Here is a 24,315-nt window from a genome sequence, read left to right on the forward strand (position 1 = left end):
GAGGGGAGTGGCGAGATTATCACCAGCCTGTAACAAAAAGTTGCTGTGACAAAAGATTTAGTTAGCCAGACATCGATTTTCATGTGGGAGCGTGCTTGCTCGCGAAGGCTGAGTGTCAGTCGACATTGATGTTGAAGCTGATGCCCCCTTCGCGAGCAAGCTCGCTCCCACAAGGAGATATGTTTCTGCCTGTTACCCCGGCCGTGAGGCAACTTGTCACGCGGCAAAAGACCACGCGGTTCATCCCCGAAATTGGGACTACTCTTTCAACGTTGATTGATCCAGATCAAAACCCACAAAAGGAATTGATCCGGCGGCCGCAAGGCCAGACTCCCTGCGTTGTGATGCGTGCAAAAAAAGAACAAAAGGGGATTCGCCACACTCCATACCCGTGGGGGCCGTGGGTGCAGGCTTCCAGCCCGCAGCCGTACTACCTGACAGAGGAAGACTTATGTTCGGTTTAGAGGCACTTGATCTCGCCCGAATTCAGTTCGCGTTCACCATCTCGTTCCACATCCTGTTTCCGGCCATCACCATCGGCCTGGCGAGTTACCTGGCGGTACTCGAAGGCCTGTGGCTGAAAACCCATAACGACACCTACCGCGACCTCTACCATTTCTGGTCGAAGATCTTTGCCGTCAACTTCGGCATGGGGGTGGTTTCCGGGCTGGTAATGGCCTATCAGTTCGGCACCAACTGGAGCCGCTTCTCGGACTTCGCCGGTTCCGTGACCGGGCCGTTGCTGACCTATGAAGTGCTCACTGCATTCTTCCTCGAGGCCGGGTTCCTCGGTGTCATGCTGTTTGGCTGGAACAAGGTCGGGCGTGGCCTGCACTTCTTCGCCACCGTGATGGTGGCCATTGGTACGTTGATCTCCACGTTCTGGATTCTCGCTTCCAACAGCTGGATGCAGACCCCTCAGGGCTTCGAGATCGTCAACGGTCAGGTCATCCCCACCGACTGGCTGGCGATTATCTTCAACCCTTCGTTCCCGTATCGCCTGATGCACATGGCCACGGCAGCCTTCGTCGCCACGGCCTTCTTCGTCGGCTCCTCCGCGGCCTGGCATTTGCTGCGCGGCAAGGACAACCCGGCGATCCGCAAAATGCTCTCGATGGCCATGTGGATGGCATTGATCGTCGCGCCGATACAGGCGGTCATCGGCGACTTCCACGGTCTAAATACGCTCAAGCATCAGCCGGCGAAAATCGCCGCCATCGAAGGCCACTGGGAAAACAAGGGCGACGAGGCGACGCCGTTGATCCTGTTCGGCTGGCCGGACATGAAGGAGGAGAAGACCAAATTCGCTGTCGAAATCCCGTACCTGGGTAGCCTGATTCTCACGCACTCCCTGGATAAACAGGTGCCGGCGCTCAAGGAGTTCCCGCCTGAAGACCGGCCGAATTCGACCATCGTGTTCTGGTCGTTCCGGATCATGGTGGGGCTGGGCTTGCTGATGATCTTCACCGGATTGTGGAGCCTGTGGCTGCGCAAGCGCGACACCCTCTACACCTCGCGGCCGTTCCTGTACCTGGCGCTGTGGATGGGGCCGTCCGGCCTGATCGCGATTCTTGCCGGCTGGTTCACCACGGAAATCGGCCGTCAGCCTTGGGTGGTCTATGGTCTGATGCGTACGGCGGATGCGTCGTCCAACCATAGCTTCATGCAGATGAGCATCACCCTGATCCTGTTTGTCGTGGTTTATTTCGCGCTGTTTGGCGCCGGTCTTGGCTACATGATGCGCCTGGTGCGCAAGGGGCCGAAGATCGACGAAGGCAAGGAAACCAACGACGGTGGCCCCGGCCAGAAGCGCACACCGGCCCGGCCGCTGTCCGCCGCCGACGACGATCACGCCGATGCCGGCCACAGCCTGACCAAGGAGATTTGAATCATGGGTATTGATCTTCCGCTGATCTGGGCCGTGATCATCATCTTCGGCATCATGATGTACGTGGTCATGGACGGTTTCGACCTGGGCATCGGGATTCTCTTCCCGTTCATTCCGGGCAAGACCGATCGCGATGTGATGATGAACACCGTCGCCCCGGTCTGGGACGGCAACGAGACCTGGCTGGTGTTGGGTGGCGCGGCGTTGTTCGGCGCGTTTCCGCTGGCCTATTCGGTGGTGCTCTCGGCGTTGTACCTGCCGCTGATCCTGATGTTGATCGGGTTGATCTTCCGCGGCGTGGCCTTCGAGTTCCGCTTCAAGGCCAGGGACGACAAGCGCCATCTGTGGGACAAGGCGTTCATCGGTGGCTCGGTCACCGCGACGTTCTTCCAAGGCGTTGCGCTTGGCGCGTTCATCGACGGGCTGCCTGTGGTCAACCGGCAGTTCGCCGGTGGTTCACTGGACTGGCTGACACCGTTCACGATGTTCTGTGGTGCGGCGCTGGTCGTGGCCTATGCATTGCTCGGTTGCACCTGGCTGATCATGAAGACCGAAGGCAAGTTGCAGGAGCAGATGCATGACCTGGCACGGCCATTGGCCTTCGTGCTGCTGGCGGTGATCGGTATTGTCAGCATCTGGACCCCGTTGGCCCACACGGATATCGCCGCACGCTGGTTCACCATGCCAAATCTGTTCTGGTTCATGCCGGTGCCGATCCTGGTGCTGGTGACGATGTACGGACTGATCCGCGCCGTGGCCCGCAACGCGCATTACACGCCGTTCCTGCTGACTCTGGTGTTGATCTTCCTCGGTTACAGCGGGTTGGGCATCAGTCTGTGGCCGAACATCATCCCGCCGTCGATCTCGATCTGGGACGCCGCCGCGCCGCCGCAAAGCCAGGGCTTCATGCTGGTGGGCACGCTGTTCATCATCCCGTTCATCCTGGGCTACACCTTCTGGAGCTACTACGTGTTCCGCGGCAAGGTCACCCATGAAGATGGTTACCACTAGTCTGCTGCACAACGAATCTGTGGGAGCGAGCTTGCTCGCGATGGCGTCCTGACAGACGCCATTGATCTACATCGGAGGATTTATCAATGAACGGCAAACATTCCCTGCACGACATTGAAGAAGCCGAAAAAAAGCCGCTGTGGCAGCGGCTCGGTTGGTTGGCCCTGATCTGGGTCGGCAGCGTGGGCGCCCTGTTCATCGTCGCCAGCCTGATGCGTCTGTTCATGAACGCGGCCGGCCTGACCACGCACTGACATCTCTCCCGTGGCCTCGAGGCACGGATTTACGACCCTCCTACCGGAGGGTTTTTTTTGCCTGTTACTTGCGCGCCTTGAGGATCACGAATTTCGGATTGGCCGCCACTTGCTCGACGCCACGGAACAATCGCGCCAGCTTGCTGTGGTAACCCAGGTGACGATTGCCGACGATGTACAGCGCGCCGCCCACCACCAGCGCTTCGCGGGCCTGCTGGAACATCCGCCAGGCCAGGAAGTCGCCCACCACCTGTTGCTGGTGAAACGGTGGATTGCACAGCACGACGTCAAGCGATTGCGGTTCCTGGCCGGCCAGGCCATCACCGGCGCGCACGATCACTTCCCGTTCACCCAGCGCTGCGCGCCAGTTTTCGGAGGCCGATTGCACGGCCATGTACGACTCGTCCACCAGTGTGTAGTGGGCCTCGGGGTTTTGCAGGGCGCTGGCGATGGCCAGGACGCCGTTACCGCAACCGAGATCGGCGACCCGCGCCGAACCGAGGTTTTTCGGCAGGTGTGGCAAAAACGCCCGGGTACCGATGTCCAGGCCTTCGCGGCAAAACACATTGGCGTGGTTGAGCAGTTCGATGGCCGGTTCGTCGAGTCTGTATCGCGTTGGGTAGGGCGACACCGCCGGGGTTTTGTCTTCAGCGGTGGCAATCAATAGCCGCGCCTTCTTCACCGCCAACGAGGCTTGCACGGGGCCGATGTAACGCTCCAGCAAGTCGCCCGCCGCCCGGGGCAAATGCTTGATCATGGCTGCGGCAACCACTTGGGCGCCAGGTGCCAGTTGACCTTGCAGGCGGATCAGTTGTTCTTCCAGCAGGGCCAGGGTTTTCGGTACACGAATCAGCACGCAGTCGAACAGCCCGGCAGGGGTTTCGCTGGCGGGTACGCTCGGCACGGCATCAAAGGCCAGGCCGTTGCGCACCAGGTTCTTTTCCAGACCCTGGAAAGCCAGGAACGAATCACCGCTGCTGATCACCCGCACCTTGCCCGCCAGGCTGGCCGCCAACGCGCCGAAACTGTCATTGAGCACCAATACCCGGGTGTCCGAAGCCGGTTGCTGTTCGGCCAGATGATTGAGCAGGTATTCATCGGCCGCATCGAAAGCTTGCAGCGGTTCATTCTGCTGTTCGGGCTGGCGGATCAGGTCGAGGCTGGCGAAGGGTGTTTCGAGCAAAGGCATGGGGCGGGGCTCTGGGTAATCAACGGATGTCCCGCTGCCCGAAGGCGGTGGAGCGGGCGGAGCCGTCCGAGTGTAATGCGACGTGAAGGTCTACACGCCATCACTCAGGAGGGATCGCAAATGGTACGTTTTTTTTGCCTGGATTACTCGCAGGTTTTCCCGCAGCCGGGCGCTTTCAGATGGCTCCGGACCGGGCCGCGGCAATGACGGCCGCCATCTTGTTGTTGACGCCGAGCTTCTCGATAGCCCTGTGCACATGAAAGTTGATTGTGCGTTCACTCAAACTGAGGATCCTGGCAATTTCATAGGCCGTCTTGCCATCGGCCGACAGTTTCAATACTTCGAGTTCCCGCCGTGACAAGGGGGGAGCCTGGGGGCGAGCCGGTTTTCTCGGTTGCCTTGCGATCGCCAGCGCGTGCAAATGGCGAGTGATGAACACCGAGAATCCAAGATGCTCGTACAGCTCATAGGCTGAAATCGGGCAGTGGCTTCTGGCCAGGCTGAGAATACTGCGCTGACCGGTTTCCTCATCAAAGATCGCCTGGGACCAGCCATGCTGCAAACCTTGTTGCTGCAGCAAGTGCCATAGCCATGGCGTCTTGGAAAAAAGCTCTTCGCTCCAGAGAACAGGCAGCGTTGAACGATTGCAATGCGCCACTATCGGATCTATTTGCGTGGCGTTGTTTTTTTTATATTGAGTGTTCCACTCATGGGGGAAATTATTCAGGTTCACCGCACTGCTATCGACTCCGACTGAGTTCGAAGTAATTGAAAAGCCACAAAATTTATATCCAAGGTTTCTAGCGAAGTTGAGCGCGATTCGATAGGCGGTTTTGATCTCTTGCGTGTGTGACAATTGCTTGAGCTGTGACTCCTTCCAGATTTCCATACAAGGGTCTCTCCATCACCGTTTCTTCTGGGCGCGATCTTGGATCCAAGATTCGGCACGTCACGAAGTGTAGGATAATTCCTACGGTGATGCTGCGACAATTTTGCTCTTTTGACTGTTGGAAAAGTGTATTTCAGGTTCTTAGGCAATCGATGGGATATAAAATGCCATATGTCATTTTATAATGATGGGTGTGCGCCACATTTGGTAAACAGTCACTAGTGCAGATTAATGTCACTACAAACTGTCGGTGGTTACGCTGCTTTCTTTGCGGGACACTGGGGTGTCTTTCGATTGGAGCCTTCCATGTCCGTCAGTGAAGAAAAATTTACCCGTCAGACCTTGCTTGAGGTTCATCCGCTGACCCAGAGCCTGTTTACCTTGCGTGCCACCCGGGATGCAGGGTTTCGTTTTCGGGCGGGGCAGTTTGCCCGGTTGGGCGTCACCAAGGCTGACGGCAGCACGGTATGGCGCGCCTATTCCATGGTGTCCTCGCCTTTTGACGAGTTCCTCGAGTACTTTTCCATTGTCGTACCGGGCGGTGAGTTCACCAGCGAGCTGAGCCGACTGGGTGTTGGCGATGCATTGTTGGTCGACCGCCAGGCCTTCGGTTATCTGACGCTGGACCGGTTTGTCGATGGGCGTGATCTGTGGTTGTTATCCACAGGCACGGGCATCGCGCCGTTCCTGTCGATACTCCAGGATTTCGAAGTCTGGGAGCGATTCGAGCGGATCGTTCTGGTCTACAGCGTTCGCGAAGCCCGGGAACTGGCGTATCAGGAGCTGATCGCAGGGCTGGCGAAGCGTGATTATCTGGCGGAGTACGCCCATAAACTGCAATTGATCACCACGGTCACTCGTGAACAGCATCCCGGCTCATTGAACGGGCGGATCACCGCGCTGATTGAAAACGGCGAACTGGAGCGGGTCGCGGGTGTTGCGCTGACGCCTGAGCATTCACGGGTCATGCTGTGCGGCAATCCGCAGATGATCGATGATACGCGCAAGCTGCTTAAACAGCGGGACATGCACTTGAGCCTCAGCCGACGACCTGGTCAGGTGGCGGTGGAAAATTTCTGGTAAAAAAAGGCGCCTCGAAGGCGCCGTTTTTTTGCTAATGCCGTCAAGGCCGGTTGTTCTGGGCCTTGAGCAAGTCGCGGATCTCGCCCAGCAACTCTTCTTCCTTGCTTGGAACCGGCGGCAGGCTAGGGGCCACGGCCTCTTCGCGCTTCAGGCGGTTGATGACCTTGACGCCCATGAAGATCGCGAGAGCGACGATGACGAAGTCGATGATGGTCTGGATGAATTTGCCATAGGCGAGCACCACCGCCGGAATCTCGCCGTCCGCTGCCTTGAGCGTTATGACCAGATCACTGAAGTCCACGCCACCGATCAGCATCCCGATTGGCGGCATGACCAGGTCACCGACAAACGAGGTAACGATCTTGCCGAAGGCCGCACCGATGATGATGCCGACGGCCATGTCGACCACGTTGCCTTTGACCGCGAAGGCCTTGAACTCATTTAGCACGCCCATAGGTTATTTCCTTGTTACAGATGAGGTTGATGAACGCAGTGTAAATCAGCAAATCGCATTCTGCTTGAATCAACTGCCTGCCGTGCTTGCCAGCAATCGACACCGGGTGGTGTTAAAAAATTCACCGATTGATCTCGTCTGTGGAGCGACCAGGCCTTGCGCGGTGTTTTGCATGCGATGTTTTTTCAACGATATGGCTTCGTTTGTGTGAGCAAACCAAGGTTGAGGGAGGCCACCCCTGAAACGGGACGTTAAAGTTGATCGGGTAGTTAGTGGTCAGGGGCGGTATTGAAATTGATTGCAGTTGTAGCGATATTAACTGTTTCGTTAGTTTTGGGAGGCTAACAAGTAGCGTGCTTCCCTGAATTAATCACTGTGCTCTGTGTAAGTGATTCAGAGTTGTACATTAAGTGTGTAAGTGAATAAAGTTTGTATAAGTTTTCAGGTTGTTCAGACAGGCATGCCCTTAGAGTTTGTTGAGTATGTTGAACGAAAAACCTATACAAGGTTTTGTTTGGCGGGTGTTTATCAATATACCTGATTTTTTATGGGGGTATTTGTAATCATCAAAAGGGTTGCGAAGTATCCGGTCGCACTCGCGCGCTTGAGCTGAGCTATCATCGCGTTTTTTTCCGGGAGTTCCGATGGCCAAGGCCAAGCGCATGTACGGCTGCACCGAGTGCGGCTCAACCTTCCCCAAATGGGCCGGCCAGTGCGGTGAGTGCGGAGCCTGGAACACGCTCACCGAAACCATGGTGGAAAGCGGCGGGGCAGCCGCCCCCAGCGGTCGTACCGGCTGGGCCGGCCAGCAGGCGCAAATCAAGACCCTGGCCGAAGTCAGTGTCGAAGAAATTCCGCGCTTCTCCACCGCTTCCAGCGAGCTCGACCGGGTTCTGGGTGGTGGTCTGGTGGATGGCTCGGTGGTGCTGATCGGTGGCGACCCCGGCATCGGCAAGTCGACCATTCTGTTGCAAACCTTGTGCAACCTCGCCAAGAGCATGCCGGCACTGTACGTCACCGGTGAGGAATCCCAGCAGCAAGTGGCCATGCGTGCGCGACGCCTGGGATTGCCTCAGGATCAACTGCGGGTCATGACCGAAACCTGCATCGAAGCCATCATTGCCACGGCCCGTCAGGAAAAGCCCAAGGTGATGGTGATCGACTCGATCCAGACGATCTTTACCGAGCAACTGCAATCGGCACCGGGCGGTGTGTCCCAGGTGCGTGAGAGCGCAGCGTTGCTGGTGCGTTATGCCAAACAGAGCGGTACGGCGATTTTCCTGGTGGGCCACGTCACCAAGGAAGGCGCGCTGGCTGGCCCTCGGGTGCTGGAACACATGGTCGACACCGTGCTGTATTTCGAAGGCGAGTCCGACGGGCGCCTGCGTCTGCTGCGGGCGGTGAAGAACCGTTTCGGTGCAGTCAATGAGCTGGGTGTGTTCGGCATGACCGACAAGGGCCTGAAAGAAGTCTCCAACCCCTCGGCGATTTTTCTGACCCGTGCCCAGGAGGAAGTTCCGGGTAGCGTGGTGATGGCAACCTGGGAAGGCACGCGGCCGATGCTGGTGGAGGTTCAAGCGCTGGTGGACGACAGTCACCTGGCCAATCCGCGTCGGGTCACGCTGGGGCTGGATCAGAACCGGCTGGCGATGTTGCTGGCGGTGCTGCACCGTCACGGTGGCATTCCGACCCACGATCAGGACGTGTTTCTCAACGTGGTCGGCGGGGTCAAGGTGCTGGAAACGGCGTCCGACCTGGCGTTGATGGCGGCGGTGATGTCCAGTTTGCGTAACCGACCGTTGCCCCACGATCTGCTGGTGTTCGGTGAGGTCGGGCTTTCCGGTGAGGTGCGTCCGGTGCCGAGCGGTCAGGAGCGATTGAAGGAAGCCGCCAAGCACGGGTTCAAGCGGGCCATCGTGCCCAAGGGCAATGCGCCGAAAGAGGCGCCGGCCGGGTTGCAGATCATTGCCGTCACTCGGCTGGAGCAAGCGCTGGACGCGTTGTTCGAGTAACTCACAGAGGAAACTCAAAACCTGTAGGAGCGAGCCTGCTCGCGATAGCGGTGTGTCAGCCAGCAGCAATGTCGGCTGTCAGATCGTAATCGCGAGCAAGCTCGCTCCCACAAGGGCATCCGGTGGCGGCTAGATCTCGATCAGCGCACCCAATTCGCGCTCCAGTTCCTGCGGATCAGCGAGGTTGAGCTCGATCAATCGCCGAAGGCGCTCGATGGACTCCAGACTGATGTGCAGGCAGACAAAGCCGAGCTGACCATGGTCGTCGTGGGCCAGTTGCACATCCATGGTGATGTCGGCTTCTTCGCTCAGATGAATGTCGACCAGAAAATCCTGCTGCGGATTGCCCTGCCAGTGTTCGGGTCGTTCAATCAGCAAGCCCTTGAGCGACAGGTCAATCAACTTCACCGGCCAAGTGGACTCCCCCTGACTCAGCTCGGTTCGGGCATCGAACGCAATACGTTTGAAGCGGCGACGTTCGGCAGGGTACTCGCTCATGGCGCGATCCTCGGAAATGTACGCTGACTATAGACCCGCATGATCAAAGGCTGCCAGCGCGTGCAGGTGTCCAGACCAATGTCGGGCTATGGCCATTGCCGTCAGGAGAGCTAAACTCGGGATTGCTGTCTTTCTTGTCCACTCTGGCTGGAATAATAAAATGAAAAATAATAATAGCCCGCTACGCCATTTGCCTTGGCTGGTGCTGGCAATCGTAGGTGCGTGTGCGCTGGGTGTCGTGGCATTACGCCGAGGCGAGGCAATCAACGCCTTGTGGATTGTGGTCGCTGCCGTGGCCATCTATCTGGTCGCCTACCGCTACTACAGTCTGTTCATCGCTAACAATGTCATGCAACTCGATGCGCGACGGGCCACTCCCGCTGTGCTCAACAATGACGGTCTGGACTACGTGCCGACCAACAAGCACATTCTTTTTGGTCACCACTTCGCGGCCATTGCCGGCGCGGGGCCTTTGGTCGGTCCGGTGTTGGCGGCGCAGATGGGCTACCTGCCCGGCACGCTGTGGCTGATCGCCGGCGTGGTGCTGGCCGGTGCGGTGCAGGACTTCATGGTCCTGTTCATGTCCACCCGCCGCAACGGTCGTTCCCTGGGCGACATGGTCCGCGAAGAAATGGGCCGCATCCCCGGCACCATCGCGCTGTTCGGCTGCTTCCTGATCATGATCATCATCCTCGCGGTGCTGGCGCTGATCGTGGTGAAGGCCTTGGCCGAAAGCCCTTGGGGCATTTTCACGGTGATGGCGACCATCCCGATCGCGATGTTCATGGGCATCTACATGCGCTACATCCGCCCGGGTCGCATTGGTGAAATCTCGGTGATCGGCGTATTGCTGCTGCTGGGCTCGATCTGGCTCGGCGGGCAGATCGCCGCCGATCCGGTGTGGGCCAAGGCATTCAGCTTTACCGGTATCCAGATCACCTGGATGCTGATCGGCTACGGTTTTGTCGCGGCGGTATTGCCGGTGTGGCTGATCCTGGCGCCCCGTGACTATCTGTCCACCTTCCTGAAAATCGGCACCATCGTTGCCCTGGCCATCGGCATCCTGGTGACCATGCCCGAGCTGAAAATGCCGGCCCTGACCCAGTTCGTCGACGGCACCGGCCCGGTATGGAAGGGCGGTCTGTTCCCGTTCCTGTTCATCACCATTGCCTGTGGCGCGGTCTCGGGTTTCCACGCGCTGATTTCCTCCGGCACCACGCCGAAGCTGCTGGATAACGAAACCAACGCTCGCTACATCGGTTACGGCGGCATGCTGATGGAGTCGTTCGTGGCGATCATGGCCATGGTTGCCGCTTCCGTGATCGAGCCTGGCGTGTACTTCGCCATGAACAGCCCGGCGGCCGTGGTCGGCGGTGATGTGGTGGCCGTTGCGACAGCCGTCAGCAACTGGGGCTTTGCGATTACCCCGGAAGCACTGCAAGCGGTGGCCCACGACATTGGTGAAACCACCATCCTGGCCCGTGCCGGTGGTGCGCCGACCCTGGCGGTCGGGATCGCGCAGATCCTGCACAGTGTTCTGCCGGGCGAGAACACCATGGCGTTCTGGTACCACTTCGCGATCCTGTTCGAAGCGCTGTTCATCCTCACCGCAGTCGACGCTGGTACCCGTGCCGGGCGCTTCATGCTCCAGGACTTGCTCGGCTCCTTCGTCCCGGCGCTCAAACGCACCGAATCCTGGACCGCCAACCTGATCGCCACCGCAGGCTGCGTGGCGATGTGGGGCTGGTTGCTGTACCAGGGGGTGATCGATCCGTTGGGTGGCATCAATACCCTGTGGCCACTGTTCGGTATCTCCAACCAGATGCTGGCCGGTATCGCGTTGATGCTCGGCACCGTGGTACTGATCAAGATGAAACGCCAGCGTTATGTCTGGGTCACCATGTTGCCGGCGGTATGGCTGTTGATCTGCACCACGACAGCGGGCTTCATCAAGCTGTTCGACGCCAACCCGGCGATCGGCTTTTTGTCGCTGGCCAAGAAATACAGCGATGCCTTGGCCAACGGCCAGATCCTCGCCCCGGCCAAGGACATCACCCAGATGCAGCACGTGATCTTCAACGCCTACACCAACGCAACGCTGACTGCGCTGTTCCTGTTCGTGGTATTCAGCATCCTGTTCTATGCACTCAAGGTCGGCATTGCCGCCTGGGGTAAAAAGGAACGTACGGACAAAGAATCGCCATTCCAGGCGCTGCCGGATGCGTAACCAGAGGATTGCAGCATGTTCAATGACTTGAGTCGCCTCGGTAAATACCTCGGTCAGGCCGCGCGCCTGATGGTCGGCATGCCCGACTACGACAACTACGTCGAGCATATGCAGACCAAGCACCCGGACAAACCGGTGATGAGCTATGAGATGTTCTTTCGGGAGCGTCAGGAAGCCCGTTACGGTGGCAAGGGTGGGCCGAAATGCTGTTGATCCGGTTGTCGGATTAACAGCCATACCTGTGGGAGCGAGCTTGCTCGCGATGGCGGACTGTCAATCAACAGTGATGTTGAATGTTAAGCCTCTATCGCGAGTAAGCTCGCTCCCACATTTGTTTTGTGTTGTTTTTTCACTGTGTGAAAAAGGAGATCCAGTTTGTCCTCTCCCATCCCGGTCACGATCCTCAGCGGCTTCCTCGGCGCCGGCAAGACCACTTTGTTGCGTCACCTGCTCAAGGCCGAGCACGGCCTGAAAATCGCCGTGATCGAGAATGAATTCAGCGATGCCGGTATCGATACCCAGTTGTTGGGCGATGAGCCGGTACAAGTGATGACACTGTCCAACGGCTGCGTTTGCTGCACTATCCACACGGACCTGACCAAAGCGCTTTATCTGTTGCTCGAGCGTCTGGACCAGGGCGACATCGCCTTCGACCGCCTGGTGATCGAATGCACCGGCCTGGCCGACCCGGCGCCCGTGGCACAAACCTTTTTCATCGACGAAGAGTTGCGCGAGCGCTATATCCTCGACGGCATCATCACCCTGGTCGACGCAGCACATGCCGACTTGCACCTGACCCAGACCATCGCCCAGGCGCAGATCGGTTTCGCCGACCGCTTGCTGGTGAGCAAGCGTGACCTGGTGGACGAAGCGACCTTCACCGCGTTGAGCGAGCGCCTGACCCGTATCAACCGACGCGCCCCGATCCGCGTGGTTGACCACGGAAAGATCGACCTGGCCGAATTGCTCGACGTGCGCGGCTTCAACCTCAATGCCGACCTCGGCGGCGGCGTGAGTTTGCGCCCGGTCAGCCAGGCCCCGTCCATCGACCGCATTTCCAGCCTGGTGCTGCGCACTGAAAAAGCGCTGGATATCGACAAGCTCAGCGAGTTCATGAACGAGTTGCTGGAGGAGCATGGCAAGCAGTTGCTGCGCTACAAAGGCGTGTTGAACATCCTCGGCGAATCGCGTCGCATGGTGTTTCAGGGGGTGCTGAAACTTTATGGTTTCGACTGGGATACCGAGTGGGCTGAAGACGAAGTGCGCGAGAGCGTGATCGTGTTCATTGCCGATGACTTGCCGGAGGAAAAGATTCGCGAGGGATTTGCGCGGGTGGCGGCGGTCTGAAGTTTTATGGCGTCTGTGAGGACGCCATCGCGGGCAAGCCCGGCTCCCACAGGTTTCTGGTTGAACACAAAGTCTGTGCTTGGCCTCGAACACTGTGGGAGCGGGCTTGCCCGCGATGCGATCTAGCCGGCAACACAATGTTCACGGGGTGTATTGAGCAGTGTCTGCTCCAGATGATCCAGATGCCGGTTTATCAGCATGGCCGCTGTCGCAGCATTTCCACGTTCAACAGCATCAACAATCGCCAAATGCTCCTGCCACGCGCAAAAACTGTGCGTCTGCTCCTCACACTGCGCAATCGCCAATGACGTCAGCGGCACCAGACTGCCAAGAAAATGCGCCAGCGGCGCATTTCCAGCCATTTCGGCCAACTGCAAATGAAACTCTCCCGACAAACGAATCGCCTGGCCACGCTCGGCGCATTGACGCTCGTTATCGACCAGTGTCCGCAGGCGCTTCAAGTCTTGCGCGCATGGCCGCTGACACGCCAGCCGTACCAGCATGATCTCGGCCAAACGCCGGGCATGCAGTGTCTGCCGGGTCTGCTCGGCATCAAGTTCGGCGACGCGGGGACGATGGTTGGCTCGAAGTATGATGATTTGCTGGTGGGACAGTCGCGTCAGCACATCACGCATGTCGCTGCGCCTTGCACCGAACATCTGCGCCAGGCTTTCTTCGGTAAAGCGACTGGCTGAATGGATGCGCTGCTCGAAAATGGCATCGAGGACCCGCGAATACAGATCATTCACCGAAGGGCGGACGGGCAGGGTAGCGAGCGTTTGTGGCGAAGCGAAGCTGTTCATGGCCAATCTCCAGATCGAAGAGGTTTCAACTGCCGAGGTTGTCTTCCGGGATGTTCAGTTCGATGCCCATGCGCTGGCCTTCGCGCAAAATGTGCCGACGCATCTCGGCGCTGGCCTGCGCGCTGTTCTTGCTGCGGATCGCCCGCACCACGGCTTCGTTTTCTTCAAGGCGTTCAGCCAGATGCTCCGGGGAGTTGCGCAACACTTCGGCGCTTTGCTTGAGGGCATTGCTGGTTTGCTGGACCACGCTCTGGAAGATCGGGTTTGACGTCAGCGTGAACAGCTCTTCGTGGAACGCGATGTAGGCGCTTACGCCGGCTTCACTGTCATTGGCCTCCAGGGCTTCACGCATGTCCATCAGGGTCAGGCGCAGTTGCCCGACTTCCTTGCTGCTGATCGACTGCGCCACGAGGCCGACGATGAATGGCTCCAGGGTGTAGCGCAGTTGCAGCACGTCTTCCAGGCTCGCGGCGGCCACCGCGCTGTCGTAGGGCTGGTCATCGCTGAGACTGGTCTCGAGTACGACGACGCCTTTGCCCGGCATCGAACGCACCAGGCCAAGGGTTTCCAGGACGATGACCGCTTCACGCAGGCTTGGGCGGCTGATACCCAGTTGTTCGGCCAGCTCGCGTTGCCCCGGCAGCATTTCGCCGGAGCGCCACTGACCACGGGCCAGTGCGGCCCGAAGTTTTTCTACGACTGAATTGACGACCGTTGAGGTGGTAATCACTGTGTGCTCCATGGATAAAGGCAGGGGAACCCGCCATCTGGCGGGCTCCCACATGATTCAAAACTCCTGCTGATGCGCCGGCGCGACCGGTTTTTTCGGCTGGAAGGTATAACCCATCTGGCCGGAAAGCACCTTGTTCGCACGCTGGATATCGATGTCCTTCTCCCAGCGGGCGATGGCCACGGTGGCGACACAATTGCCGATCAGGTTGGTCAGCGCGCGGCCGATGCCCATGAACCAGTCCACCGCGAGCACCAACACCAGACCGACCACCGGAATCGCCGGGATCGCCGTCAAGGTTGCCGCCAGAATCACCAGTGCCGATCCGGGAATCCCGTGGGCACCTTTGGAGGTGATCAGCGACACCAGCAAAATGGTCAGCAGGTCAGTCATGGCCAACGGCGTGCCGGTGGCGTTGGCGATGAACACGATGGCCAGGGTCAGGTAGATCGAGAAGCCGTCGAGGTTGAACGAGTAACCCGTTGGAATCACCAGCCCCACCGTCGAACTGCCGATGCCCAGATGTTCGAGCTTGCGCATGATTTGTGGCAGCACAGCGTCGGACGAAGCGGTGCCCATGACGATCAGCAACTCTTCGCGCAGGTACTTGAGCAATGGCCACATCTTCAAGCCGGAGAGGCGCATCACCAGGCCGAGAATCAGGGCCACGAAGGCCACACAGGTCAGGTAGAAGAGGCCGACCAGGTTGCCCAGGTGTTGCAGCGAGTCCAGGCCATATTTACTGGTGGTGAAGGCGATCGCGCCGAATACGCCGATCGGTGCCAGTCGCACGATCATGCCCATGATGCGGAAAATCACGTGGCTGAGTTCATTGATCAGCCGCGAAATACCCGATGCCGCCTCGCCCACCAGATTCAGTGCACTGCCGAACAGCACGGAGAACAGCAGGACCTGCAGGATGTTGTTATCGGCAAAGGCACCGATCACCGACGTCGGAATCAGGTCCATCAGGAACTGTGTGGTGGTGTGCATGTGCTGTCCGCGCTGGGCAATGTCGCCCATGTCGGCTGCGGAAAGCTGCTCCAGGTGAATGTTCGCACCGCTGCCGATGCCGGTGCTGAAGGCGAACACCAGGCCGATCACCAGGGCGATGGTGGTCAGCACTTCAAAGTAGATCACCGATTTGAGGCCGATACGGCCGACCTTCTTCAGGTCGCCGGCACCGCTGATGCCGCTGACCACTACGCAAAACACAATCAAGCCAATGAGCATTTTGATCAGCTTGATAAAACCGTCACCGAGCGGTTTGAGCTGAGCGGAGTATTCGGGAAGGGTCAGCCCACAGACGATGCCGAGCACCAGTCCGAGAACCACTTGGAGGAAGATTGAACGCGAGCACCATCTGAGCATGGGAGGAATCCTGGTCGGCGTCCTGGCTGCCGTGTGCGGAGCACATCAGATTCAGGACTTAATTATTGTGGTCTTACCGGTATGTCCAGTGCAGGCTCAGTTTATGGTGTGTTTTTGGATGTCCGCAAGCAAAAAATCGAAAATTGGCATGACCGGTCTTACCAGTTGTTCGCCATGCCTCGATCTTGAGCGGTTTTGCGAACAAAAAAATCGGCAATGGATGCCGATTTTTTTTGTTGTCCGGGGTGCTCCACCTGATGTCAGCCTCATGGGTTTACTTTCAAAGTGTTTTTCAGGACTTTGTATGAGGTACTTCTCTTTCAAGAATGCTCAGAATGAAAGTTATTTTTGAGCGTTCCTCCGTGCGGGCAAGGTAAACATAAGGCGAGCCTCTATAAGTTTGGCCGCCCACATATTTATTATCTTCAGTTACAAGCGAAACAGGTATGTGAGTGGGAGTAATATTATCCAAGGTTATCGGTCTGTTTTGGTGGTCAATGAGGGTGAAGGTTGTCGGATCGTCATCGTCTGAATCTACCGCGCCCAAAACATTAAGCCAACTTTCGCTTATAAGCTTGTTGTAATACTCTCCCGAGTTTTTTATGGACAGTACATAGCCATTGGCCGTGTACCGAAAATGCAGCTTCAGTGGGTGGACCGAACCGCCTTGCTCGTTGGGGCGGATGCCGAGCAGACGAGAGTGATCAAGGGTTTGCGGTTTGCCGGTAAAGAATCCTCCGCTGAACATGTGTACAGTGGCCAGCGCCGGTTTTTCATAAAGAAGTTCAAGAAAGTTAAGTTTGTGATCGAACATGCTAAGCGTAGCGGTAAAGGACTTTTCAATAGAGTTGCTCATTATGAAACCTGCTATTTGAGTGTGATTGGTTTTGCTTTTAAGCAGGGTTCAGATTAGGCATTTTTGATAGTGTTTTGGTGTTGTGTATGTTGCAGGAAGTTGGAGAGGGAAGTGTCTGGTGATGAAGTTTGATCGCTGACAACAACGGTTGTCGATGTGTTGGTTCGCATTGTTTGTGAATGTCGCAAGCAAAAAAAAACCGGCCATCTCTGGCCGGTTTCTCATGACTGCGGTTTAGCGGGGCTGATTAAGCGCCGTATACCGGCAGCTTCTTGCAGATAGCCTTGACCTTCTCACGAACGGCATCGATCACCGCTTCGTTGTTCAGGTCAGCCAGGATGTCGCAGATCCAGCCAGCCAGTTCCTTGCACTCTGCTTCCTTGAAGCCACGAGTGGTCACAGCCGGGGTGCCGAAGCGCAGGCCGGAGGTGACGAACGGGGAGCGTGGGTCGTTTGGCACGGAGTTCTTGTTCACGGTGATGAACGCTTTGCCCAGAGCGGCATCGGCGTCTTTACCGGAGATTTCCTGCTTGATCAGCGACAGCAGGAACAGGTGGTTCTGAGTACCGCCCGACACTACGTCGAAGCCGCGCTCGATGAACACGCCGGCCATGGCCTGGGCGTTCTTCACCACTTGTTGCTGGTAAGCCTTGAACTCAGGCTGCAGCGCTTCCTTGAAGCAGATCGCCTTGGCCGCGATCACGTGCTCCAGCGGGCCGCCCTGGGCGCCCGGGAATACCGCGGAGTTCAGCTTCTTCTCGATGTCGGCGTTGGCGCGAGCCAGGATCAGGCCGCCACGTGGACCACGCAGGGTCTTGTGGGTAGTGGTGGTCACCACGTCAGCGAATGGAACCGGGTTCGGGTAGACACCAGCGGCAACCAGGCCGGCCACGTGGGCCATGTCGACGAACAGGTAGGCACCTACCTTGTCGGCGATTGCACGGAAGCGCGGGAAGTCGAGGATCTGCGAATAGGCAGAGAAACCGGCCACGATCATTTTTGGCTTGTGCTCAACGGCCAGGCGTTCGACTTCGTCGTAGTCGATCAGACCGTTGGCGTCGATGCCGTACTGGATGGCGTTGTACAGCTTGCCGGAGGACGAAACGCTGGCACCGTGAGTCAGGTGACCACCGTGGGCCAGGCTCATGCCCAGGATGGTGTCGCCGGCCGACAGCAGGGCCAGGTAAACGGCGCTGTTGGCTTGCGAGCCAGCGTGCGGCTGAACGTTGGCGTAGTCGGCGCCGAACAGCTCTTTGGCGCGGTCGATAGCCAGCTGCTCGACGATGTCTACGTACTCGCAACCACCGTAGTAGCGCTTGCCCGGGTAACCTTCGGCGTACTTGTTGGTCAGTACCGAGCCTTGAGCTTCCATCACCGCAGGGCTGGTGTAGTTTTCCGAAGCGATCAGCTCAATGTGCTCTTCCTGGCGCTGAGCTTCTTGCTCCATGGCGGCAAAGAGATCGGCGTCGTACTTGGCAATAGTCAAATCACGGCTGAACATGGCGGTCCTCAAGGATCGGGGGCGGAAAAGGGGGGCATTCTAACCTAATGGGTTTTAGATGGCATATGAAACGGCATCATGTCGCAGACAAGCGGGCTTCATGACGGGGTCAGCGGTGATCGTGCTGGTCTCATCGCGAGCAAGCTCGCTCCCACAGGGCTCTCGGGTGTACACAAAGTGTGCGAACACTGTAGATCCACTGTGGGAGCGAGCTTGCTCGCGATGAGGCCAGTTGCCGCGCCGCAAATCTCAATCGAACATGAACAGGGCATCATTGCTGAACTGCCCTTCGAACCGGCCCGCCGGCATCGGCCGACCGAACAGATAACCCTGTACCTCGTCGCAACCGTGCTCCCTCAGGAAATCCAGCTGCTCATGGGTTTCCACGCCTTCGGCGATCACCGCCAGGTTGAGGCTGTGGGCCATGGCAATGATTGCCCGGGCGATTTGTGCATCCTGCTCGCCGCTGGGCAGGCCATCGACAAAGGTGCGGTCGATCTTCAGAACGTCGATCGGGAACTGCTTGAGGTAGTTGAGCGATGAGTAACCTGTACCGAAATCGTCGACCGCAATGCTAAGGCCGAGGTTTTTCAGGCCGTCGAGGATCTGCATCGCCTCGCTGACTTCGCGCATCAGGATACTTTCGGTCAGTTCCAGTTCCAGGCACGCCGGCGGCAGGCCGGTTTCCTTGAGGATGGTGGCGATACGCGTACCGAGCTGGCCGTCGGAGAACTGTCGCGCCGAGATGTTCACCGACACCTTCGGCACCCGTACCCTGGCCTGATGCCAGGCCTTGAGTTGACGGCAGGCTTCGCTGATCACCCAGTCGCCGACATCCACCACCAGCCCGAGCTCTTCGAGCACCGGAATGAAATCCCCCGGCGGCACCAGCCCACGGCGTGGATGGCGCCAGCGCAACAGTGCCTCGGCACCGGTCAGGCGCTTGCCGTCACCGCTGAACTGCGGCTGGTAATACAGCACGAATTCGTTCTGTTCCAGGGCATGGCGCAAGTCGCTTTCCAGCTCCAGACGTTCCAGCGCACTGGCGTTCATGTCCGCCTGATAGAACTGGAAGTTGTTCTTGCCACGCTCCTTGGCGTGGTACATCGCAGTGTCGGCATTCTTCATCAACTGGCTGAGTTCGTTGCCGTCCTGCGGACTCAGGGCGATGCCGATACTGGCGGTGACGAAGAACTCGCGGCCTTCGAGCACGAATGGTTTCACCAGGCTGGCGAGAATCTGTTCGGCCACATGGATCGCCCGGTTCAGGGCGATTTCACGGTTGGCTCGCGGTTGCAGGAGCAAGGTGAATTCGTCACCGCCCATGCGCGCCACGGTGTCGTCATCGTCGACGCAACCGAGCAGGCGCGTGGCCATTTCCTTGAGCATGCGGTCGCCAGCGGCGTGGCCCAGGGAGTCGTTGATCGGCTTGAAACGGTCGAGGTCGAGGAACATCAGCACCACCCACGACTTCTGCCGTTCGGCCGATTGCAGTGCCGTGTGCAGGCGATCCTGGAACAGTGAACGGTTGGGCAGGTGGGTCAGGGCGTCGTAGTAGGCGAGGCGGTGGATCCGTTGCTCGCTGGCCTTGCGCTCGCTGATGTCGCTGAAGAAACACACATAACTGGCCAGGTCGCCTTCGTCGTCGAGTACGGCGGTGATCCCGACCCAGGCCGGGTAGTGCTCGCCGTTGCGACGCTTGAGCCAGACTTCGCCTTCCCAGGTGCTGTGCTGGCCCAATTGCTTGAGCACATAACGCAGATGGGCTTCTTGCTGGTCGTCGACGGTCAGCATGTTCGGCAGTTGGTCGAGGACCTGCTCCACGGCGTAACCGCTGACACGACTGAAGGCTTCGTTGGCCTGGACGATGTAGCCGGCCGGGTCGGTGATCAGGATCGCCGAGGTCGAGTGTTCGAATACCGTGGCGGCCATGCGCAGATCTTTTTCGGCCCGGCGTTGCTGGCTGATGTCGCGGCCGACGCCGAGCACGCCTTCGAACGTACCGTATTCGTCCCAGACCAATACCAGGCGCAGTTCGATCGGGATCTTGCGCCCGTCGGCCCGCAGGCAATCGAACAGGAACAGTTGGGTTTGCACCTGGCTGCGCAACAGCGCCAGTTGGTCCGGTTGATCCAGCGCTTTGCTGACCCGGTCCATCAGGTGGTAGATGCCGGTCAGTTGTTGCGGGTTGGCGATGGTCGATTGCCAGCCGTTCTGGAAAATCCACTCGGCGTCGTAGCCCAGCACTGCTAGTACCGAAGGGCTGACGTAATTGAGGTTAAGGCGGCTGTCGGTGGAGAAGATCACGTCGCTGATGCTTTCGGCAAGCATGCGGTAGCGCTGCTCGCTGTCGCGCAGCGATTCGCTGGCTTCGATCTGGTCGGTGATGTCCTTGGCCACGCCGATGATCCGCGTGACCTGGTCGTCCTTGTCCCGCGCCAGTGCCTGCTCGCGAATCTCGAAGCGTCGCCACTGGCCGTCCCGATGGCGGAAGCGCAACTGGCACTGCATCAACTGGCGATAACCGGCCTGGCGCTGGATCTGGCGAGAGCGGTGGTAATAGTCGGCGTCTTCGGGATGCAGGAGGATTTCCCAGAAGTATTCGCCCATCTGGTGCAGTTCGTTGCGGTTGTAACCCAGGGTCTGGCCCAGATGGTGGTTGCTGTAGATCATGCGCTGGCTGATCACATCCTGCACATACAGATGATCCGGCACGGTGCGCACCACGTCCGACCAGAAGCCTTCGCGCTCCTGCAGCGACAGCTCGATGAGCTTGCGACTGGTGATGTCAGTGATGCTCAGGATCACCGCATTGTAGTCGTCCGGGGTTTGCGGCAGACACAGCACCAGCCACAGGTGCTGGATGCGGCCGCTGGCGTCCTGCAACTTGATTTCCAGCTCAAGCTGTTGCTGCTGGTTGAGCATCGCGTCGAGCACCTGGTTGCCGATGGCGGTGCCGTCCTGCGGATTACCGTCGATCAGCAATTTCCAGGCTTGGTCGGCGCTATCGACATTAAGCAGTTGCAACGCCACCTGGTTGACCTCGGTGATCCGCAGTTCCTTGAGCAATGGCCGGCGTTGCTCCGGGATCGCCAGCCACGCTTGCAGTTGCTCACTGCCCTGCAGTTGTGCCTTGTCGAAAAAGACCTTGAGCCCGGACATATCGAGGACGCACAAGGCCACGCCGGTGCCTTCGAAAATGTCCTGGTAACGCCGGCGGCCTTCCTTCAACTGGCGCTGACGCCGGCGCGTGTTCAGCAAGGCGAGGAACGGCAGCATGGAAAACGCCAGGCCCAGCAGACATTTGCCGATGAACGCCGGCAGCAGCTCTTCCAGCACGCGCTGACGGTCGAACAGGCCGCGCAATTGCCAATCGCTGCTGCTCAGCGGAACCGTCAGCACGCTGTTGGCGACATCGTCCTCGGTCAGCGTGCCCGGATTGACCGAGGGCAGCGCTTCGTCGCGGCTGATTATTTGATGACTGATGCGATTCTCCACCAGCCACAACGGGCGGCCACCGGCCTCGCGTTGCTTGGTCAGGGACGAAAAGAAGGTGGGTGTCAGGCGCAGGACCCAATAGCCTCGGGAACTGCCGCTGGCCTGATGCAACAATAAATGCACCACGGAACCGTCGGTGGCGTTGCTGAAGTAGTGCGCCTGGGCGTGGCTGCGGCGTACCAGTTCACCCAGGTAGTTGTTGTCATCGCTGTCGGGAGCGCTGTCACTGATGACTCTTCCCGAGGGACTGAGCAACGCCAGGCTGCGCAGATCAGGCAGCGACTGTTGCAGCTTGCGCAACAGGGCCTGCAGTTCATCGGCGCCCTGCGGTTGCTCGACGATCGGCAACAGGTTGAGGGCGATCTGCGCGTTGAGCGCCATGTTCAGGCTGACCTGCGCGGCCAGATCGGCGGTGTAGTCGATGGTGTACTGACGCTGGTTCTTCTGGGTTTCGCGCAACTGGTCGAGCAACTGCCAGAACAGCAGGGCCAGCAGCAATAATACGAGTGTCGCCAAGGTGCCCTTCAAAGTTCCGCGCAGGGGGGAGCCGGGCGCTGTGGCCGGCGCACTGGAAGTCGGAGGCGGAGGGACAATGGACAAGCTGTAATCCTGCGGTTTGGCTGGACTGGCGCGACATGCACTATAAGCCGGACGCCCGAAGGGCGGCTAGCATGCCTTGAGTTGTGGCGAAGTGCCAGCCCCTGTCCGTCGGCTGGACTGCCACCGGTCATTAAGGTAGCTTTGCGGGTTACGCGGGAGCGTTCCAGCTCCTAGACTCAGACTTTTTTCAGCGCGCACGTCTTGATCTCCTCAAGCGGGCGACGCGCACAGTCTGGCCGGGCATTGCCTGCGCTCCAATCATTCATCAGTCACTGACCCTAGGTTCTCCATGGCTCAATACGTATTCACCATGCATCGGCTGGGCAAAGTTGTTCCGCCGAAGCGGGAAATCCTGAAAAACATTTCTCTGTCGTTCTTCCCCGGCGCCAAGATCGGCGTGCTCGGCCTCAACGGTTCGGGTAAATCCACGCTGCTGAAAATCATGGCTGGCGTCGACACCGAGTTCGAGGGCGAAGCCCGTCCGATGCCGGAGCTGAACATCGGCTACCTGCCCCAGGAACCACAACTGGATCCGACCAAGACCGTGCGTGAAGTGGTCGAGGAAGCGGTCAGCGTGATCAAGGACGCCCAGGCACGCCTGGACGAGGTCTACGCCGCCTACGCCGATCCGGATGCCGACTTCGACAAGCTGGCTGCCGAACAGGCCAAGCTCGAAGCGATCCTGCAGGCCAGCGACGGCCATAACCTGGAGCGTCAGCTGGAAGTCGCCGCCGATGCACTGCGTCTGCCGGCGTGGGATGCCAAGGTTGAAGTCCTCTCCGGTGGTGAAAAACGCCGTGTGGCCCTGTGCCGTCTGCTGCTGTCCGCACCGGACATGCTGCTGCTCGACGAACCGACCAACCACCTGGACGCCGATTCCGTCGCCTGGCTGGAGCATTTCCTGCACGACTTCCCGGGCACCGTGGTCGCGATCACGCACGACCGTTACTTCCTGGACAACGTTGCCGGCTGGATTCTGGAACTCGACCGCGGCGCGGGCATTCCTTACGAGGGTAACTATTCGGGTTGGCTCGAAGCCAAGTCCGATCGTCTGGCTGCCGAATCCAAGCAGCAGTCGGCTCACGAAAAAGCCATGAAGGAAGAACTGGAGTGGGTGCGCAAAGGCGCCAAGGCCCGCCAGTCGAAATCCAAGGCTCGTCTGCAACGCTTCGAAGAAATGCAGTCGCAGGAATTCCAGAAGCGCAGCGAAACCAACGAGATCTACATCCCGGCCGGTCCACGCCTGGGCGACAAGGTCATCGAATTCAAGAACGTCACCAAGGGCTATGGCGATCGCGTATTGATCGACAACCTGTCGTTCGCCATGCCTAAAGGCGCCATCGTCGGTGTGATCGGCGGTAACGGTGCGGGTAAATCGACCCTGTTCCGCATGCTGATGGGCAAGGAAACACCGGATTCGGGCAGCATCGAAGTCGGTGAAACCGTGCAGCTCGCTTGCGTGGACCAGAGCCGTGAGGACCTGGACGGCAGCAAGACCGTGTTCCAGCAGATCTCCGACGGTTCCGACCAGATCCGCATCGGCAACTACGAGATCCCGTCGCGTACCTATGTCGGTCGCTTCAACTTCAAGGGCGGCGATCAGCAGAAGTTCGTCAAGGATCTGTCCGGTGGTGAGCGCGGTCGCTTGCACCTGGCCCTGACCCTGAAAGAGGGCGGCAACGTCCTGCTGCTCGACGAACCGTCCAACGACCTCGACGTCGAAACCCTGCGCTCCCTGGAAGAGGCCTTGCTGGACTTCCCGGGCGCCGCCATTGTGATCTCTCACGATCGGTGGTTCCTTGACCGCGTCGCGACGCACATCCTGGCGTACGAGGACGACTCGCAAGCGGTGTTCTTCGAAGGTAACTACAGCGAATACGAAGCTGATCGCAAAAAGCGTCTCGGCGAAGCAGCTGCCCAGCCGCATCGTGTACGCCACAAGAAACTGGCCTGATTTCAGGTTGGTTGCATAAAGAGCGGAGCCTTCGGGCTCCGTTTTTTTTGCGCGTTTTTTCAGTGATACCGCGGCGCATTCATCGCGAGCAAGCTCGCTCCCACAGGGGAATGCATTTCAAACTGTGGGAGCGAGCTTGCTCGCGATAGC

At 58.7% G+C, this 24,315-nt stretch carries 19 protein-coding genes; 9 read left to right on the forward strand and 10 right to left on the reverse strand.

Annotated features, from left to right (window positions below; genetic code table 11):
- The first annotated feature begins 451 nt into the window (after positions 1-451).
- The 3 genes from KW840_RS23645 to KW840_RS23655 all read left to right on the forward strand — a co-directional run bounded on the left by KW840_RS23645 (position 452) and on the right by KW840_RS23655 (position 3,153).
- Entirely contained in the window at positions 452-1,888 is a 1,437-nt protein-coding gene (locus KW840_RS23645) for a cytochrome ubiquinol oxidase subunit I (protein ID WP_057713213.1), read from the forward strand.
- A gap of 3 nt (positions 1,889-1,891) precedes the next feature.
- Entirely contained in the window at positions 1,892-2,899 is a 1,008-nt protein-coding gene (gene cydB / locus KW840_RS23650) for a cytochrome d ubiquinol oxidase subunit II (protein ID WP_056728750.1), read from the forward strand.
- Between the two features lie 86 nt (positions 2,900-2,985).
- Positions 2,986-3,153 (forward strand): DUF2474 domain-containing protein, encoded by a 168-nt coding sequence (locus tag KW840_RS23655; RefSeq protein ID WP_015096916.1) that lies wholly within the window; start codon positions 2,986-2,988, stop codon positions 3,151-3,153.
- A gap of 64 nt (positions 3,154-3,217) precedes the next feature.
- Here KW840_RS23655 and KW840_RS23660 read toward each other — a convergent pair whose 3' ends face one another.
- Both KW840_RS23660 and KW840_RS23665 read right to left on the reverse strand, forming a co-directional pair.
- Positions 3,218-4,342: a class I SAM-dependent methyltransferase gene (locus KW840_RS23660; protein WP_218497987.1), complete on the reverse strand. Its 1,125-nt coding sequence runs from the start codon at positions 4,340-4,342 to the stop codon at positions 3,218-3,220.
- A 175-nt stretch (positions 4,343-4,517) separates the two neighbouring features.
- The gene (locus tag KW840_RS23665; RefSeq protein WP_218497988.1) at positions 4,518-5,231 is read right to left on the reverse strand and encodes an autoinducer binding domain-containing protein; all 714 of its coding nucleotides are present in this window, start codon (positions 5,229-5,231) and stop codon (positions 4,518-4,520) included.
- A 306-nt stretch (positions 5,232-5,537) separates the two neighbouring features.
- Between KW840_RS23665 and KW840_RS23670 the strand changes: the two genes are divergently transcribed.
- On the forward strand, positions 5,538-6,314 hold the full coding sequence (locus KW840_RS23670; protein WP_218497989.1) for a ferredoxin--NADP reductase: 777 nt from the start codon (positions 5,538-5,540) through the stop codon (positions 6,312-6,314).
- Between the two features lie 40 nt (positions 6,315-6,354).
- On the opposite strand, the gene mscL is transcribed toward KW840_RS23670, so the two are convergent.
- The gene (gene mscL, locus KW840_RS23675) at positions 6,355-6,768 is read right to left on the reverse strand and encodes a large-conductance mechanosensitive channel protein MscL (RefSeq protein ID WP_090451512.1); all 414 of its coding nucleotides are present in this window, start codon (positions 6,766-6,768) and stop codon (positions 6,355-6,357) included.
- A 644-nt stretch (positions 6,769-7,412) separates the two neighbouring features.
- On the opposite strand from mscL, the gene radA reads away from it, so the two are divergent.
- A complete protein-coding gene (radA, locus tag KW840_RS23680) occupies positions 7,413-8,780 on the forward strand; it encodes a DNA repair protein RadA (protein ID WP_008004292.1) in 1,368 nt (455 codons plus the stop codon).
- A 129-nt stretch (positions 8,781-8,909) separates the two neighbouring features.
- Here the strand turns inward: radA and KW840_RS23685 are convergent, their stop codons facing one another.
- Positions 8,910-9,278: a PilZ domain-containing protein gene (locus tag KW840_RS23685; protein ID WP_057713218.1), complete on the reverse strand. Its 369-nt coding sequence runs from the start codon at positions 9,276-9,278 to the stop codon at positions 8,910-8,912.
- Between the two features lie 160 nt (positions 9,279-9,438).
- Between KW840_RS23685 and KW840_RS23690 the strand changes: the two genes are divergently transcribed.
- The 3 genes from KW840_RS23690 (at position 9,439) to yjiA (ending at position 12,852) form a co-directional block, all read left to right on the forward strand.
- Positions 9,439-11,505, forward strand: coding sequence for a carbon starvation CstA family protein (locus tag KW840_RS23690; protein WP_057713219.1), 2,067 nt, complete (start codon positions 9,439-9,441; stop codon positions 11,503-11,505).
- Between the two features lie 15 nt (positions 11,506-11,520).
- A complete protein-coding gene (locus tag KW840_RS23695) occupies positions 11,521-11,718 on the forward strand; it encodes a YbdD/YjiX family protein (protein WP_007895266.1) in 198 nt (65 codons plus the stop codon).
- A 162-nt stretch (positions 11,719-11,880) separates the two neighbouring features.
- Complete coding sequence (gene yjiA / locus KW840_RS23700) at positions 11,881-12,852, forward strand: GTPase (RefSeq protein WP_102672642.1); 972 nt, start codon at positions 11,881-11,883, stop codon at positions 12,850-12,852.
- A gap of 122 nt (positions 12,853-12,974) precedes the next feature.
- Here the strand turns inward: yjiA and KW840_RS23705 are convergent, their stop codons facing one another.
- The 6 genes from KW840_RS23705 to KW840_RS23730 all read right to left on the reverse strand — a co-directional run bounded on the left by KW840_RS23705 (position 12,975) and on the right by KW840_RS23730 (position 22,211).
- Positions 12,975-13,655 (reverse strand): GntR family transcriptional regulator, encoded by a 681-nt coding sequence (locus KW840_RS23705; RefSeq protein WP_218497990.1) that lies wholly within the window; start codon positions 13,653-13,655, stop codon positions 12,975-12,977.
- Positions 13,656-13,680: 25 nt separating this feature from the next.
- A complete protein-coding gene (locus tag KW840_RS23710; protein WP_218497991.1) occupies positions 13,681-14,385 on the reverse strand; it encodes a FadR/GntR family transcriptional regulator in 705 nt (234 codons plus the stop codon).
- Between the two features lie 57 nt (positions 14,386-14,442).
- Positions 14,443-15,756, reverse strand: a complete 1,314-nt coding sequence (locus KW840_RS23715) for a C4-dicarboxylate transporter DctA (RefSeq protein WP_090451504.1) — start codon at positions 15,754-15,756, stop codon at positions 14,443-14,445.
- Positions 15,757-16,048: 292 nt separating this feature from the next.
- Positions 16,049-16,612: a hypothetical protein gene (locus KW840_RS23720; protein ID WP_256353612.1), complete on the reverse strand. Its 564-nt coding sequence runs from the start codon at positions 16,610-16,612 to the stop codon at positions 16,049-16,051.
- Between the two features lie 247 nt (positions 16,613-16,859).
- The gene (glyA, locus tag KW840_RS23725; protein WP_057713225.1) at positions 16,860-18,113 is read right to left on the reverse strand and encodes a serine hydroxymethyltransferase; all 1,254 of its coding nucleotides are present in this window, start codon (positions 18,111-18,113) and stop codon (positions 16,860-16,862) included.
- A 249-nt stretch (positions 18,114-18,362) separates the two neighbouring features.
- Complete coding sequence (locus tag KW840_RS23730; RefSeq protein ID WP_218497992.1) at positions 18,363-22,211, reverse strand: EAL domain-containing protein; 3,849 nt, start codon at positions 22,209-22,211, stop codon at positions 18,363-18,365.
- Between the two features lie 289 nt (positions 22,212-22,500).
- Between KW840_RS23730 and ettA the strand changes: the two genes are divergently transcribed.
- Positions 22,501-24,165, forward strand: a complete 1,665-nt coding sequence (ettA, locus tag KW840_RS23735; RefSeq protein WP_057713227.1) for an energy-dependent translational throttle protein EttA — start codon at positions 22,501-22,503, stop codon at positions 24,163-24,165.
- The last annotated feature ends 150 nt before the right edge of the window (positions 24,166-24,315 follow it).

It is taken from the genome of Pseudomonas sp. PDM30, from assembly GCF_019218985.1.
Lineage (GTDB): Bacteria > Pseudomonadota > Gammaproteobacteria > Pseudomonadales > Pseudomonadaceae > Aquipseudomonas > Aquipseudomonas jessenii.

Excerpts from the sequence above, each read along its gene's own strand:
- KW840_RS23655 (WP_015096916.1), top strand. The coding sequence starts at position 2,986 with ATGAACGGCAAACATTCCCTGCACGACATTGAAGAAGCCGAAAAAAAG.
- glyA (WP_057713225.1), bottom strand. The coding sequence starts at position 18,113 with ATGTTCAGCCGTGATTTGACTATTGCCAAGTACGACGCCGATCTCTTT.
- KW840_RS23670 (WP_218497989.1), top strand. The coding sequence starts at position 5,538 with ATGTCCGTCAGTGAAGAAAAATTTACCCGTCAGACCTTGCTTGAGGTT.
- KW840_RS23660 (WP_218497987.1), bottom strand. The coding sequence starts at position 4,342 with ATGCCTTTGCTCGAAACACCCTTCGCCAGCCTCGACCTGATCCGCCAG.
- KW840_RS23690 (WP_057713219.1), top strand. The coding sequence starts at position 9,439 with ATGAAAAATAATAATAGCCCGCTACGCCATTTGCCTTGGCTGGTGCTG.
- KW840_RS23715 (WP_090451504.1), bottom strand. The coding sequence starts at position 15,756 with ATGCTCAGATGGTGCTCGCGTTCAATCTTCCTCCAAGTGGTTCTCGGA.
- KW840_RS23695 (WP_007895266.1), top strand. The coding sequence starts at position 11,521 with ATGTTCAATGACTTGAGTCGCCTCGGTAAATACCTCGGTCAGGCCGCG.
- mscL (WP_090451512.1), bottom strand. The coding sequence starts at position 6,768 with ATGGGCGTGCTAAATGAGTTCAAGGCCTTCGCGGTCAAAGGCAACGTG.
- cydB (WP_056728750.1), top strand. The coding sequence starts at position 1,892 with ATGGGTATTGATCTTCCGCTGATCTGGGCCGTGATCATCATCTTCGGC.
- KW840_RS23645 (WP_057713213.1), top strand. The coding sequence starts at position 452 with ATGTTCGGTTTAGAGGCACTTGATCTCGCCCGAATTCAGTTCGCGTTC.
- KW840_RS23705 (WP_218497990.1), bottom strand. The coding sequence starts at position 13,655 with ATGAACAGCTTCGCTTCGCCACAAACGCTCGCTACCCTGCCCGTCCGC.
- KW840_RS23685 (WP_057713218.1), bottom strand. The coding sequence starts at position 9,278 with ATGAGCGAGTACCCTGCCGAACGTCGCCGCTTCAAACGTATTGCGTTC.
- ettA (WP_057713227.1), top strand. The coding sequence starts at position 22,501 with ATGGCTCAATACGTATTCACCATGCATCGGCTGGGCAAAGTTGTTCCG.
- radA (WP_008004292.1), top strand. The coding sequence starts at position 7,413 with ATGGCCAAGGCCAAGCGCATGTACGGCTGCACCGAGTGCGGCTCAACC.
- KW840_RS23720 (WP_256353612.1), bottom strand. The coding sequence starts at position 16,612 with ATGAGCAACTCTATTGAAAAGTCCTTTACCGCTACGCTTAGCATGTTC.
- KW840_RS23665 (WP_218497988.1), bottom strand. The coding sequence starts at position 5,231 with ATGGAAATCTGGAAGGAGTCACAGCTCAAGCAATTGTCACACACGCAA.